11 protein-coding genes are annotated in these 14,604 nt (G+C 61.5%); 4 read left to right on the top strand and 7 right to left on the bottom strand.

Features of this window, described 5'->3' with window-relative positions; genetic code table 11:
- Nucleotides 1-33: 33 nt before the first annotated feature.
- Both rho and trxA read right to left on the bottom strand, forming a co-directional pair.
- Nucleotides 34-1,293, bottom strand: coding sequence for a transcription termination factor Rho (gene rho / locus ETEE_RS08330; protein WP_005297111.1), 1,260 nt, complete (start codon nucleotides 1,291-1,293; stop codon nucleotides 34-36).
- A 434-nt stretch (nucleotides 1,294-1,727) separates the two neighbouring features.
- Nucleotides 1,728-2,054: a thioredoxin TrxA gene (gene trxA / locus ETEE_RS08325; protein WP_012846980.1), complete on the bottom strand. Its 327-nt coding sequence runs from the start codon at nucleotides 2,052-2,054 to the stop codon at nucleotides 1,728-1,730.
- A gap of 145 nt (nucleotides 2,055-2,199) precedes the next feature.
- Between trxA and rhlB the strand changes: the two genes are divergently transcribed.
- Both rhlB and gppA read left to right on the top strand, forming a co-directional pair.
- A complete protein-coding gene (rhlB, locus tag ETEE_RS08320; RefSeq protein WP_034164523.1) occupies nucleotides 2,200-3,489 on the top strand; it encodes an ATP-dependent RNA helicase RhlB in 1,290 nt (429 codons plus the stop codon).
- Between the two features lie 5 nt (nucleotides 3,490-3,494).
- The gene (gppA, locus tag ETEE_RS08315) at nucleotides 3,495-4,997 is read left to right on the top strand and encodes a guanosine-5'-triphosphate,3'-diphosphate diphosphatase (protein ID WP_034164522.1); all 1,503 of its coding nucleotides are present in this window, start codon (nucleotides 3,495-3,497) and stop codon (nucleotides 4,995-4,997) included.
- A 70-nt stretch (nucleotides 4,998-5,067) separates the two neighbouring features.
- Here gppA and rep read toward each other — a convergent pair whose 3' ends face one another.
- Nucleotides 5,068-7,095 (bottom strand): DNA helicase Rep, encoded by a 2,028-nt coding sequence (gene rep / locus ETEE_RS08310; RefSeq protein ID WP_034164590.1) that lies wholly within the window; start codon nucleotides 7,093-7,095, stop codon nucleotides 5,068-5,070.
- Nucleotides 7,096-7,308: 213 nt separating this feature from the next.
- Between rep and ppiC the strand changes: the two genes are divergently transcribed.
- Complete coding sequence (ppiC, locus tag ETEE_RS08305) at nucleotides 7,309-7,590, top strand: peptidylprolyl isomerase PpiC (RefSeq protein WP_034164521.1); 282 nt, start codon at nucleotides 7,309-7,311, stop codon at nucleotides 7,588-7,590.
- Here ppiC and ilvC read toward each other — a convergent pair.
- The gene (gene ilvC / locus ETEE_RS08300; protein ID WP_034164520.1) at nucleotides 7,587-9,065 is read right to left on the bottom strand and encodes a ketol-acid reductoisomerase; all 1,479 of its coding nucleotides are present in this window, start codon (nucleotides 9,063-9,065) and stop codon (nucleotides 7,587-7,589) included. The genes ppiC and ilvC overlap by 4 nt on opposite strands.
- A 198-nt stretch (nucleotides 9,066-9,263) precedes the next feature.
- Here ilvC and ilvY point away from each other — a divergent pair, with 198 nt between their 5' ends.
- On the top strand, nucleotides 9,264-10,160 hold the full coding sequence (ilvY, locus tag ETEE_RS08295) for an HTH-type transcriptional activator IlvY (protein WP_034164519.1): 897 nt from the start codon (nucleotides 9,264-9,266) through the stop codon (nucleotides 10,158-10,160).
- Between the two features lie 3 nt (nucleotides 10,161-10,163).
- Here ilvY and ilvA read toward each other — a convergent pair whose 3' ends face one another.
- From ilvA to ETEE_RS08280, 3 genes are all read right to left on the bottom strand, one after another.
- Complete coding sequence (ilvA, locus tag ETEE_RS08290; protein ID WP_034164518.1) at nucleotides 10,164-11,708, bottom strand: threonine ammonia-lyase, biosynthetic; 1,545 nt, start codon at nucleotides 11,706-11,708, stop codon at nucleotides 10,164-10,166.
- Between the two features lie 2 nt (nucleotides 11,709-11,710).
- On the bottom strand, nucleotides 11,711-13,561 hold the full coding sequence (gene ilvD / locus ETEE_RS08285) for a dihydroxy-acid dehydratase (RefSeq protein WP_034164517.1): 1,851 nt from the start codon (nucleotides 13,559-13,561) through the stop codon (nucleotides 11,711-11,713).
- Nucleotides 13,562-13,662: 101 nt separating this feature from the next.
- Nucleotides 13,663-14,592, bottom strand: coding sequence for a branched-chain amino acid transaminase (locus ETEE_RS08280; protein ID WP_034164516.1), 930 nt, complete (start codon nucleotides 14,590-14,592; stop codon nucleotides 13,663-13,665).
- Between the last annotated feature and the right edge of the window lie 12 nt (nucleotides 14,593-14,604).

The following is a 14,604-nucleotide window of genomic DNA, read 5'->3' as shown; positions in this document are numbered from 1 at the left end:
GCGTCGTTTTTCCCGAGTTGGCAGAGCCGATGATTAAGAGCGTTTCATCATGTCAAAGAACTCATCGTTAGTTTTGGTCATTGCCAACTTATTGATCAGGAACTCCATCGCATCGATCTCACCCATCGGGTGAATAATCTTGCGCAGGATCCACATCTTCTGCAGCTCCTCCGGCGTGGTGAGCAGCTCTTCTTTACGGGTACCGGAGCGGTTGTAATCGATGGCGGGGAAGACGCGCTTCTCAGCAATCTTACGCGACAGATGCAGCTCCATGTTACCGGTGCCCTTAAACTCTTCGTAGATAACCTCATCCATCTTAGAGCCGGTATCGATCAGCGCCGTCGCGATGATGGTCAGGCTGCCGCCCTCCTCCACGTTACGCGCCGCGCCGAAGAAGCGCTTCGGACGGTGCAGGGCGTTGGCGTCCACGCCGCCGGTCAACACTTTACCGGAGGCCGGCACCACGGTGTTATAGGCGCGAGCCAGACGGGTGATGGAGTCCAGCAGGATGATCACGTCTTTCTTGTGTTCAACCAGACGCTTGGCCTTTTCGATCACCATTTCAGCGACCTGAACATGGCGCGACGCCGGCTCATCAAAGGTCGAGGCAACCACCTCACCCTTCACCAGACGCTGCATCTCCGTCACCTCTTCCGGACGCTCATCGATCAGCAGCACCATCAGCACGCAGTCAGGATGGTTATAGGCGATGCTCTGGGCGATGTTCTGCAGCAGCATCGTCTTACCGGCCTTCGGCGGAGCGACGATCAGACCGCGTTGACCGCGGCCAATCGGCGAGGCCAGATCCAGCACGCGCGCGGTCAAGTCTTCCGTAGAACCGTTGCCACGCTCCATGCGCAGACGCGAATTGGCATGCAGCGGCGTCAGGTTTTCAAACAGGATCTTGCTGCGGGCATTTTCCGGCTTGTCATAGTTAACTTCGTTAACCTTCAGCAGGGCAAAGTAGCGCTCACCCTCTTTCGGCGGACGAATTTTGCCGGAAATGGTATCACCGGTACGCAGGTTAAAACGGCGGATTTGGCTGGGAGAAACGTAGATATCATCGGGACCGGCAAGGTAGGAGCTGTCTGCGGAGCGCAGGAATCCAAAACCGTCCTGCAGGATCTCTAGCACGCCATCGCCAAAAATATCTTCGCCGCTTTTCGCATGCTGCTTAAGGATGGCAAAAATAATATCCTGCTTACGCATGCGCGCCAGATTTTCCAGCCCCATGCTCTCGCCAAGCGTAATCAACTCAGAAACCGGCGTATTCTTTAATTCGGTAAGATTCATAGTGGTGGGTTCTTTAAACTCGGGGTATATCTCGAACTGTATAGTGAATGGTATGACGGGGTCATCCATGCCTGTTTGCGAACTTTCCTTCCCCTGTGCGCCCATGCTGCTAGCGGTGCGACAGATCCAGCGGACGATTCTCGCTGATGGGACGAAAGAGGCGTTAACGATTTAAAACCTATGTTTTAACTTGCTGATCCATGCTTCATCCCGGTGACAAAGCCACATACAACAGGAAGAACGCTGGCGATACAGAGGTTTCAAACAGAGTAAAACTTAGATTCTAACTTTTGACTCAAACCAGATGATTCAAACTACAGGTAAGCACTGACTTAGGCAGCGTGGTTAAACTTAACACGCTTATGAGCGGACGTCTAGCGGTCAACAGCAAGAATCCGTTAACCGCCGGACGCCGTCACAAATGGCGGGCAACCTTACAGGTTGGCATCCAGAAACTCTTTCAACTGAGTCTTGGACAGCGCGCCCACTTTGGTGGCCGCAACCGCGCCGTTCTTGAACAGCAGCAGCGTCGGAATACCACGGATACCGTACTTCGGCGCAGTAGCCGGGTTTTCGTCGATATTCAGCTTAGCAATGGTCAGCTTCCCTGCATACTCGGCTGCGATTTCGTCCAGGATCGGAGCAATCATCTTGCACGGACCGCACCATTCAGCCCAGAAATCAACCAGGATCGGGCCTTCAGCCTTCAGCACGTCAGCCTCGAAGCCACTGTCGCTCAGGTGAACAATTTTATCGCTCATGTTCTACTCCACAGGATTAAGTCTGCCTTGTTGGTTATAGTAATAGCCTACTTCCCCCAACAAAGGGTTGACTTTATTTCATCGGATACGCTTTCGTAAAGCAATACTTTCGTGAAGATACGGTTAACTGTTATTCTACGCCATTATGAGCAAAACACACTTGACTGAACAGAAGTTTGCCGACTTCGCCCTGCACCCAATGGTGATAAAAGCCCTTGAATCAAAAGGGTTTCACAGCTGCACTCCCATTCAGGCACTGGCATTGCCCCTGGCGATCGCCGGGCGTGACGTTGCGGGACAGGCGCAAACCGGCACCGGCAAGACGCTAGCATTTTTAGCGTCTACTTTTCATTATCTACTGACTCATCCGGCCATTGCCGAGCGCAAAACCAATCAGCCGCGCGCGCTGATTATGGCGCCGACACGTGAGCTGGCCGTCCAGATCCACTCCGATGCCGAGCCTCTGGCCCAAGAAACCGGCCTGCGCCTGGGCCTGGCCTACGGCGGCGATGGCTATGACAAGCAGCTCCGGGTCTTAGAGCAGGGTGTTGATATTCTGATCGGTACCACCGGACGCCTGATCGACTATGCCAAGCAGGGTCACGTTGACCTCGGCGCCATTCAGGTCGTGGTACTCGACGAAGCCGATCGCATGTTCGATCTGGGCTTTATCAAAGACATTCGCTGGCTGTTCCGCCGTATGCCGCCGACCGCCCAGCGTCTCAACATGCTGTTTTCCGCCACCCTCTCTTATCGCGTGCGTGAACTGGCGTTCGAGCATATGAACAACGCCGAGTATGTCGAGGTTGAGCCGGAGCAAAAAACCGGACACCGGATCCAGGAAGAGCTGTTCTACCCCTCCAACGAAGAGAAAATGCGCCTGCTGCAGACGCTGCTGGAAGAGGAGTGGCCGGATCGCTGCATCATTTTCGCCAACACCAAGCACCGCTGCGAGGACATCTGGGGGCACCTGGCCGCCGATGGCCACCGCGTCGGTCTGCTGACCGGGGACGTACCGCAGAAAAAACGCCTGCGCATCCTGGAAGATTTCACCAAGGGGCACATCGATATTCTGGTCGCCACCGACGTCGCCGCGCGCGGCCTGCATATCCCGGCGGTCACCCATGTGTTTAACTATGACCTGCCCGACGACTGTGAAGACTACGTACACCGCATCGGCCGTACCGGTCGTGCCGGCGCCAGCGGCAACTCCATCAGCCTCGCCTGTGAAGAGTATGTGCTGAACCTGCCGGCTATCGAAAGCTATATCGGCCATTCGATTCCGGTCAGCAAATACAACGGCGATGCCCTGCTCAAGGATCTGCCGGCCCCCAAACGCCTGAGCCGTAGCCGTAACGGCGCCGGCGCACGCCGTCCGGGATCGCCGCGCCGCGGCAGCGGCGCACCGCGCCCTAACCGTAAACGCTCAGGTTAATCAGCATGGGCAAGAGCGCCGCGTTGTATGCCGCCATCGATTTAGGCTCTAACAGCTTCCACATGCTGGTGGTGCGCGAGATGGCCGGCGGTATCCAGACGCTGGCGCGGATCAAGCGCAAGGTGCGTCTGGCCGCCGGTCTGGACGCTGACAATATTCTGTCTCCGGATGCGATGCAGCGTGGCTGGCAATGCCTGCGCCTCTTCGCTGAGCGCCTGCAGGATATTCCCATCGACCACATCCGGGTCGTTGCGACGGCGACGCTACGCATCGCCCGGAACGCCGACGCGTTTATCGAGCGAGCGCAGGAGATCCTCGGGCGTCCGGTACGCATCATCAGCGGTGAAGAGGAAGCCCGCCTGATTTATCAGGGGGTTGCCCACACAACCGGCGGCGCCCGCCAGCGGCTGGTGGTCGACATCGGCGGCGGCAGTACCGAGCTAGCCTGCGGCGAAGGCGCCAAGGCCGACGTTCTATTCAGCCTACAGATGGGCTGCGTCACGTGGCTGGAGCGCTACTTCAGCGACCGTCACCTGACACAGGCCAACTTTGCCCGTGCCGGCGATGCCGCGCATGCGATGATAGCCCCGGTGCGCGACACGCTGCTACGCCATGGCTGGCAGGCCTGCGTCGGCGCATCCGGTACCGTGCAGGCTCTGCAGGAGATCATGGTCGCCCAGGGGATGGACGAACGTATCACCCTGGATAAGCTGTGTCAGCTGCGCGATCGCGCCATTGAGTGCGGTAAGCTTGAAGAGCTGGAGATCGATGGACTGACCCTGGAGCGCGCTCTGGTGTTCCCCAGCGGCCTGGCCATTCTGATCGCCCTGTTTGAGGCGCTGCATATCGACAGTATGACCCTCTCCGGCGGCGCGCTGCGCGAGGGGCTGGTCTATGGCATGCTGGCGCTGCCGGTGGGCTGCGATGTCCGAACCCGGACACTGCACAACATTCAGCGGCGCTTTTTAATCGATGAAGGGCAGGCCGAGCGGGTCTGGCATCTGGCCGACAGTCTGGCCCGGCAGCTAACCCCCCCGTGGCCGCTGGACAGCTGCGCCCATACGCTGCTGCACGCGGCCTGCCTGCTCCATGAGCTGGGGCTGAGCGTCGATGTGCGTCAGGCGCCGCAGCACGCCGCCTATCTGGTTCGCCATCTGGATCTGCCCGGCTTCACGCCGGCGCAGAAAAAGCTGTTGGCGACCCTACTGGCTAACCAGAGCGGTCCGCTCAATCTGGCGCTGTTTGGCCAGCAGAACGCCGTTCCGCTACGCACCGCCCAGCGACTGTGTCGTCTGCTGCGCCTGGCGATCATTTTCGCCAGTCAACGCCACGACGGCGCGCTGCCGTCGCTGCTGACGCAGGTCGGCGAGGAGGACGCCCTGCGCCTGATCCTGCCGACGGGCTGGCTCGCCGCTCACCCGCTGCGCGCCGAAAGCCTGCAGCAAGAGAGCCTCTGGCAGGGCTACGCCCACTGGCCGCTGCAGATCGTCGAAGCGACGTCGGCGTAATGTCGGATCCCACGCCGCGCGGGACGCTCGTCGGGCGCCCCGCGCGCGTTTTCTTTCGCGCGTATTTCCCTTAGTCCTGCGGCGATTTCGCCCGCGCCAGCTGCGCCTTCAGATTGGCCAGGTGGGACTGTCCTCGCTGCATGCGCTCCTGTGGGCTGACCACCTTACGGGCGCTCTCCCAGCTCAGATCGTCCTGCGGCAGCTCCAGCAGAAAACGGCTGGGCTCCGGACGCACCTGCTCACCGTACTGGCGGCGCTCGCGGCACAGGGTAAACACCAACTCTTTCTGGGCCCGGGTAATGCCGACGTAGGCCAGGCGCCGCTCCTCATCGACGTTGTCCTCATCGATGCTGCTCTGATGCGGCAGCAGCCCCTCCTCCATGCCGACCAGATACACGTAGGGGAACTCCAGCCCCTTAGAGGCATGTAGGGTCATCAGCTGTACCTGATCGGCCTCCTCCTCAGACTCTCCCCGCTCCATCATGTCGCGCAGCGTAAAGCGATTCACCACCTGCGTCAGGGTCATCGGCTCATCCAGATCGCTACCCTGCAGCATGTCGGTCATCCAGCCGAACAGCTGATTGACGTTCTTCATGCGCATCTCCGCCGCGCGCGGACTGGCCGACGTTTCAAACAGCCAGCTCTCATAGTCGATGCCGTGGATCAGATCGCGTACCGCCGCCGTCGCGTCGCGCTCACACAGCTGGGACAGCTCATCCATCCAGCGGGTAAAATGCTGCAGCGACGCCAGACCGCGGCCGCTCAGGGTCTGCTCCAGCCCCACGTCAAAGCTGGCGCGAAACAGGCTGATACCGCGCTGATTCGCCCACGCCCCAAGCTTTTGTAGGGTCGAGGGGCCTATCTCTCGCCGCGGCGTATTGACGATACGTAAAAAGGCGCTGTCATCATCTGGGTTGGTCAACACCCGCAGATAGGAGAGCAGATCTTTGATCTCCGCGCGGGAAAAGAAAGAGGTTCCGCCCGAAATCTTGTACGGAATGCGGTTTTGCATCAGCATTTTTTCGAACACCCGCGACTGGTGATTGCCACGGTAGAGGATCGCATAGTCGCTGTAGGCAGTTTTGTGAATAAAGTGATGGGCGATCAGTTCACCGACCACGCGCTCCGCCTCATGATCCTCATTGTTAGCCGTGATCACCTTGAGCGGCTCACCGTAGCCCAGCTCAGAAAACAGGCGTTTTTCAAAGACGTGTGGGTTATTGGCGATCAGGATATTGGCCGCCTTAAGAATGCGCTGCGAAGAGCGGTAGTTCTGCTCCAGCTTGATCACCTGCAGCGCCGGAAAGTCCTCTTTCAGCAGTACCAGATTCTGCGGGCGCGCGCCGCGCCAGGAGTAGATGGACTGATCGTCGTCGCCCACCACGGTAAAGCGAGCGCGGCTGCCGACCAGCAGCTTCACCAGCTCATACTGGCTGGTGTTGGTATCCTGATACTCATCGACCAGCAGGTAACGGATGCGCTGTTGCCAGCGCTCGCGCACCTCCGGGTCACGGCGCAGCAGCAGCGTCGGCAGCAGGATCAGATCGTCAAAATCCAGTACATTGCAGGACTTGAGCTGGGTGTCATACAGGCCATAGCAGTCGGCGAACAGCCGATCCCGCGCTGAACGCGCCTGCGCCGCCGCCTGGGCGGGATCGATCAGATCGTTCTTCCAGTTGGAGATAGTCGCGATCAGCTGTTGCAGCTGGGTTTTGTCCTTTTCCAGCCAGCGCTCGGTCAGATCGGTCAGCAAAGCCAGCTGATCCTGATCGTCGAACAGGGAGAAATTGGACTTCATCCCCAGCGCCTTATACTCACGCTTGATGATCTCCAGCCCCAGGGTGTGGAAAGTTGAAATCATCAGCCCACGGGCCTCTTTGCGCCCCAGCGTCTGCGCCACACGCTCTTTCATCTCGCGCGCGGCCTTATTGGTGAAGGTGACGGCGGCGATGTGGCGCGCCTGATAGCCGCACACGCGGATCAGGTGGGCTATCTTGTTGGTGATCACCCGGGTCTTACCGGAGCCGGCGCCCGCCAGAACCAGACAGGGGCCGGTAACAAATTCGACGGCCTGCTGTTGACCGGGATTTAAGCGCATGACGATATTCCTGCTAATGATGACCCCCGTGGGCGGGAGGCGATTGTAGCAGAAAGCGACGACGGAAAAAAAACCGCGCCGTCGGCGCATTGCCTGCGCTGCGCCGCCGCCGTACACTACGCAGGTTTTCATCACGCCGGTGAGCGGTCGCATACCGTCCGACGCCTGCGCGATCTCTGCGTCACCGCTCTTAATAACCCTAAGGATACCCCCATGGCCCGCCGCGCCGCCGCACTGCACATTCTGGTCGAGAGTCAGGCCGAAGCCGAATCGCTGCTGCAAAAGCTGAAGCGAGGTGCCTCATTTCAAACGCTGGCGCGTCGCCATTCCCGCTGTCCCTCCAAGCGCCAGGGTGGCGACCTGGGGGAGTTTACGAAGGGAAGCATGGTGCCCGAGTTTGATCGCGCCGTCTTCAGCGGCCCGCTGCTGACCCCTATCGGCCCGATCAAAACCCGTTTCGGCTACCACATCATTAAGGTGCTGTACCGCAGCTAACCGGCGACGGCCACGCGCTTCATATCGGTCATATAGCCGCGCAGGCGCTCGCCGACCGTCTCAATGGGATGCTGACGGATGGCCTGATTGACCTCGCGCAGCGCGGCGTTATCCACCGCCTCCGCCGGCAGCGGCTGCCCCAGATCTCCCGGCTGCAGAGTCGCCATAAACCCTTGACGCAGCAGCGGAACGGCCGCGTTGGCAAACAGGTAGTTGCCATATTCGGCGGTATCAGAGATAACCACGTTCATCTCATACAGCCGCCGACGTGCGATGGTATTGGCGATCAGCGGAAGCTCATGCAGCGACTCATAGTAGGCGGACTCGGCGACGATGCCGGAGGCGACCATGGTTTCGAAGGCCAGCTCGACCCCGGCCTTCACCATCGCCACCAGCAGCACACCGCGATCAAAATAGGTCTGCTCATCGATCTTGCCCTCAAACGGCGGCGCCTTTTCAAAGGCGCTTTCACCGGTCTCCGCGCGCCAGGTCAGCAGGTGGGCATCGTCCTCGGCCCAGTCCGCCATCATCCCCTGAGAGAAGGTGCCGGAGAGAATGTCATCCATATGCTTGGCAAACAGCGGCGCCATCAGCGTCTTAAGCTGCTCGGCCAGCGCGTAGGCGCGCAGCTTGGCGGGATTGGAGAGGCGATCCATCATCAGGGTGATCCCGCCCTGCTTCAGGGCCTCGGTGATGGTCTCCCAGCCAAACTGGATCAGCTTGCCGGCCCAGGCCGGATCGGCCCCCTCGGCGACCAGACGCTCATAGCACAGCAGTGAGCCGGTCTGCAGCATCCCACACAGAATGGTCTGCTCGCCCATCAGGTCAGACTTTACCTCAGCCACAAACGATGACTCCAGCACCCCGGCGCGATCGCCGCCGGTCGCCGACGCCCACGCCTTGGCAATCGCCATCCCCTCGCCGCGCGGATCGTTTTCCGGGTGTACCGCGATCAGGGTCGGCACGCCAAAGCCGCGCTTATACTCCTCGCGCACTTCGGTGCCGGGGCACTTGGGAGCAACCATCACTACGGTGATGTCCGGACGGATCTGCTGTCCTACCTCAACAATATTAAAGCCGTGCGAATACCCCAGCGCTGCCCCTTGCTTCATCAGCGGCTGCACCGCGCTGACCACGGCGGCATGCTGTTTGTCCGGCGTCAGGTTGATAACCAGATCGGCCTGTGGGATCAGGGCCTGATAATCCCCGACGCGGAAACCGTGCTCGGTGGCGCGGCGATAGGAGTCGCGCCGTTCGGCGATCGCCTCTGTCCGCAGGGCATAGGCGACGTCCAGCCCCGAGTCGCGCATGTTCAGCCCCTGGTTCAGCCCCTGGGCGCCGCAGCCGACGATCACCACCTGCTTACCGCGCAGGGCATTGGCCCCATCGGTAAACTCCGTTCGCGCCATAAAACGGCACTTGCCCAACTGCGCCAGCTGCTGGCGCAGATTCAGCGTATTAAAATAGTTGCTCATGCTGCACTCCATCCTGTTCAGTGATGTGGCCGTGCTCCCGGCAATATTGCCGGCGACACCCCGTTGTCTGTTACCCTGCCCGTCCGGCGCCTGTCCGGCGGCGATAAATCCATCATAGGCTAGGACGGATGTTGCTTAAATTGATATATTGAGAAGATGTAATTGCGTATTTTGCAACAACTGAGGCGACGCCATACGATGGATATCCGCGATCTGAAGCTGTTTTTACACCTGTCTGAAAGCCGCCATTTTGGCCGTACCGCAGCGGCGGTGCACGTCAGTCCCTCCACGCTATCGCGCCAGATCCAGCGTTTAGAGGAGGAGCTCGGCCAACCGCTGTTGCTACGCGACAACCGCGATGTCCGCCTGACGGCGGCAGGCGAACAGCTGCAGGATTTCGCCCGCCAGACGCTGCTGCACTACCGACAACTGCGCGGCGGGTTGGACAGCTACGGCGCGGCGCTGTGCGGCGAGCTGCACCTGTTCTGCTCCGTAACCGCCGCCTACAGCCATCTACCGCCGATCCTGGACCGTTTTCGCGCCCATCATCCGCAGGTGGATATTCGCCTGACCACCGGCGACGCCGCCGACGCCGTCGGCAAAGTTCAGGGCGGCACGGCGGATCTGGCTATCGCAGGACGACCGCAGTCGCTACCCGCCAGCGTTGAATTCTGCCCAATTGGCGAAATCCCGCTGCGGCTGATCGCCCCGGCTCAGCCCTGCCCGGTACACCGTCAGGCGCAGCGCCCCCGCCCAGACTGGGCGCAGATCCCATTTATTCTGCCGCAGCACGGGCCGGCGCGGCAGCGTATCGATCAGTGGTTTCGCCGCCGCCGTATCCCGGCACCGCGTATTTATGCCACCGTCGCCGGTCATGAAGCCATCGTCTCCATGGTGGCGCTGGGCTGCGGCATCGCCCTGCTGCCCGAGGTAGTGATCGACAACAGCCCGGACAGCGTACGCACCCGCATCGTCACGCTGGACAACGACGTTACCATCGCCCCCTTTGAGCTCGGCGTCTGCGTGCAGCATAAACGCCTGCGCGAGCCGCCGATCACCGCCTTCTGGTCGCTGCTGGCCCACGCGGCGCCTTAAGCGCTATCCCTGCAAAAAGAAGCGAAACGCCGGATTCCCCGTCTCATCGTGACACTCATAGCCCAGCTCCTTGAGACGCGCCTCGAAGCTGGCATCGCTGTCCGGCCGCTCAAACGCCGCCAGCACCCGGCCAAAGTCGGTACCGTGGCTGCGATAGTGAAACAGGGAGATGTTCCAATGGGTGCCCAGGGTATGCAGGAACTTCAGCAGCGCCCCGGGCGCCTCGGGAAACTCAAAGCTATACAGCCGCTCCTGCAGCGGCTTACTGGGCCGGCCGCCCACCATATAGCGCACGTGCAGCTTGGCCATCTCATCATCGGAGAGATCCACCACCTGATAGCCGCCGCCGCGCAGCGAGGCGATGATCTCCTCACGCTCGCCACGCCCGCCGGTCAGCCGCACGCCGACAAAAATGCAGGCGCTGTCGGCATCGGCATAGCGGTAGTTAAACTCGGTCACCGAGCGCCCCCCCAGCAGCTGACAAAACGCCAGGAAGCTGCCCTTACGCTCCGGGATGGTCACCGCCAGCAGCGCCTCGCGCTGCTCACCCAGCTCACAGCGCTCGGAGACATAGCGTAGACCGTGGAAGTTCAGATTGGCGCCGGACAACACGTGTGCCAGCCGTTCGCCGCGCAGCGCATGTCGCTGGACATACTGTTTCAACCCGGCCAGCGCCAGCGCACCCGAGGGCTCCGCGACGGCCCGTACATCCTCAAACAGATCCTTGACGGCGGCGCAGATAGCGTCGCTATTCACCGTAATCACATCGTCCAGATAGCGCTGGCACAGGCGGAACGTCTCGTCACCGATGCGTTTGACCGCCACGCCCTCGGCAAACAGACCAACCCGCGGCAGATCTACCGGCTGACCGGCATCCAGCGCCGCGCGCAGACAGGCGGAGTCCTCGGCCTCCACGCCGATCACCTTGACCTGCGGCATCAGCTGTTTAATCAGTACGGCCACGCCGGCGGCCAGCCCACCGCCGCCCACCGGTACAAAAATACGGTCGAGGTGGGCATCCTGCTGCAACAGCTCCAGCGCCAGGGTTCCCTGACCCGCGATCACCGCCGGATGATCGAAGGGCGGAATAAAGGTCATGCCGGTTTCCTGTGCCATCTGGATGGCATGGGCCTTGGCCTCATCAAAGTTGGCGCCGTGCAGCAGTACCCGGCCACCGAAGCCGCGTACCGCCTCAACCTTGATCTCTGCCGTCGCCCGCGGCATGACAATGGTGGCCGCGATCCCCAGTCGCGACGCCGACAGCGCCACGCCCTGGGCGTGATTTCCCGCCGAGGCGGTGATCACGCCGCAGGCCCGCTGGGCCTCACTCAGCCCGGCGATCATCGCGTAGGCCCCGCGCAGCTTAAAGCTGTGTACCGGCTGGCGATCCTCGCGCTTGACCAGAATATGGTTACCCAGGCGGCCTGAAAGCTTTTCCATCGCCTGCAGCGGCGTGACCTGCGCCGCCTCATACACCGGCGAGCGCAGCACCGCCCGCAGGTATTCCGCGCCGTCCGGCGCCGAAGAGATAAGGGGGTTCGATGCCATCGTTAGCCTCCCAGCTTCGCTCTATCGCGCACCGCGCCACGATCGGCGCTGGTCGCCAGACTGGCATAGGCACGCAGGGCCAGCGAGACCGTACGGCGCCGGTCGCGCGGAGTCCACGCCTGCGCGCCCCGCGCTAGCTCCTGCTGGAGACGCAGCGCCAGCTCGCTTTCGGCAATGGCTAAGCGGATATGGCGCGCCGGGATATCGATCTCGATCGGATCGCCGTCGCGCACCAGCGCAATGGCGCCGCCGCTGGCGGCCTCTGGCGAGACATGCCCGATGGACAGGCCGGAGGTTCCGCCGGAAAAGCGCCCGTCGGTGATCAGAGCGCACTGCTTTCCCAGCCCCATCGACTTGAGGTAGGCGGTAGGATAGAGCATCTCCTGCATTCCCGGCCCTCCCCTGGGCCCTTCATAGCGGATCACCAGCGCGTCGCCGGGGTGGATCCGCCCACCGAGTATCGCCTCGACGGCCTCCTCCTGACTTTCAAACACCCGGGCCAGGCCGCGGAAGATCAGGCTATCGGACTCAACGCCGGCGGTCTTGACGATGCAGCCGTCCTGCGCCAGGTTGCCCGAGAGCACCGCCAGCCCCCCATCCTGACTGTAGGCATGTTCACGCGCGCGGATACAGCCATGCTGCCGATCCCTGTCCAACGCATCCCAGCGGCAGGACTGCGAAAAAGGCACGACGGTACGCAGCCCCGCCGGGCCGGCACTGTACAGAGATGACAGCGCCTCATCGTCGCTGCGCATGATGTCGTAGCTCGCCAGGGTTTCACTCAGGTCCAGTCCCAGAACGTTAACGACGCCCCGATTGAGCAGCCCGGCGCGATCCAGCTCGCCCAGGATCCCCATCACGCCGCCCGCGCGGTGTACGTCCTCCATGTGGTAATCCGGCGTGCTGGGCGCAACCTTGCACAGGTGCGGCACCTGGCGTGACAGGCGATCGATGTCCGTCAGGGTAAAGTCGATCTCCCCCTCCTGCGCCGCGGCCAGCAGATGCAGTACCGTATTGGTCGATCCCCCCATGGCGATATCCAGCGTCATGGCATTCTCAAAGGCCGCCTTGCCGGCGATACTGCGCGGCAGCGCTGACGCATCATCCTGTTCATAGTAGCGGCGGGTCAGAGCGACGATACGCCGCCCCGCCTCTTCGAACAGCGCCCGGCGATCGGCGTGGGTCGCCAGCAGGGAGCCGTTACCCGGCAGCGCCAGCCCCAGCGCCTCGGTCAGGCAGTTCATGGAGTTGGCGGTAAACATCCCGGAGCAGGAGCCGCAGGTTGGGCAGGCGGCACGCTCGATCTGTTCACTCTGCGCATCGCTGACCTGCGGGTTGGCTCCCTGGATCATCGCATCGACCAGATCCAGCTTAATCAGTTGGTCAGACAGCTTGGTCTTCCCAGCTTCCATCGGCCCACCGGAGACGAAGATCGCCGGGATATTCAGGCGCAGCGCCGCCATCATCATCCCAGGCGTGATCTTGTCGCAGTTGGAGATGCAGACCATGGCATCGGCGCAGTGGGCATTGACCATATATTCAACGGAGTCGGCGATAAGCTCCCGCGAGGGGAGCGAATAGAGCATGCCGCCGTGCCCCATGGCGATACCGTCATCCACGGCGATGGTATTAAACTCTTTCGCTACGCCGCCGGCGGCCTCGATCTGCGCGGCGACCAGCTGGCCCAAATCGCGCAGATGCACATGGCCCGGCACAAACTGGGTAAACGAGTTCACCACGGCAATGATCGGCTTGCCGAAATCCGCGTCGGTCATTCCGGTCGCGCGCCACAGCGCGCGGGCACCGGCCATATTACGGCCATGGGTAGTCGTGGCAGAACGATACTTAGGCATGCACAATTCACTCCCTGCGTTACCCGCGCTGCGCGGGAAAATCAATGAACAGGCGCCGCGCTCCCGGCGCCCCATCGGCTCAGCCTACCGGCACGGCAGGCTTACGGATTCACCGGGTCAAGCCAGCCAAAGCGGTCCTCGGTCTGGCCGTTGAACAGGCCAAAAAAGGCCTGCTGCACCCGCTTGGTGATAGGGCCACAGCGGCCAATCCCGACCTGGATACCGTCCACGCTGCGCACCGGCGTGATTTCGGCCGCCGTGCCCGACATGAAAATTTCATCGGCCAGGTACAGCGCCTCGCGTGACAGCACCTGCTCCCGAACCTCCAGCCCCTGCGCCTGTGCCAAGGTGATGATCGCGTCGCGGGTGATCCCCGGCAGGGCGGCGGAGGTAAACGGCGGCGTGAAGATCACCCCGTTTTTCACCATAAACAGGTTTTCACCAGCGCCCTCAGAAACATAGCCGTGGACATCCAGCGCAATGCCCTCCTGATAACCGTGGCGCCGCGCCTCTGATCCCACCAGCAGCGAAGAGAGATAGTTTCCCCCGGCCTTGGCCGCGGTCGGGATGGTGTTGGGCGCGGCCCGGTGCCAGGACGAAACCATGGCATCGATGCCCTGTTCCAGTGCCTCCTCCCCCAGATAGGTCCCCCAGGGGAAGGCGGCGAGGATCACATCCGTGCTATAGCCCGCGGGGGGATTCACGCCCATGCCGACGTCACCGATAAAGACCAGCGGGCGGATATAGGCGCTCGACAGCTGATTCCGACGCAGGGTTTCACGGCAGGCGGCCATCAGCTCGTCAACGCTGTAGGCCAGCGGCATGCGGTAGATACGCGCCGAATCATGCAGGCGCTGCATATGTTCACGGTGGCGGAATACCGCCGGGCCGCGATGGGTTTCGTAGCAACGCACTCCCTCAAAAACCGAGGTGCCGTAGTGCAGGGCGTGAGACATCACGTGTACTCGGGCCTCACCCCAGGGCACCATGTCGCCGTTAAACCAGATATAATCCGCTTTCTTAGTGGTCATTGACTTATTCCT

The sequence above is a fragment of the Edwardsiella anguillarum ET080813 genome (assembly GCF_000264765.2).
Lineage (GTDB): Bacteria > Pseudomonadota > Gammaproteobacteria > Enterobacterales > Enterobacteriaceae > Edwardsiella > Edwardsiella anguillarum.
The sequence above is the reverse complement of the archived record's forward strand: the minus strand, read 5'-3'. Positions and strand labels throughout refer to the sequence as shown.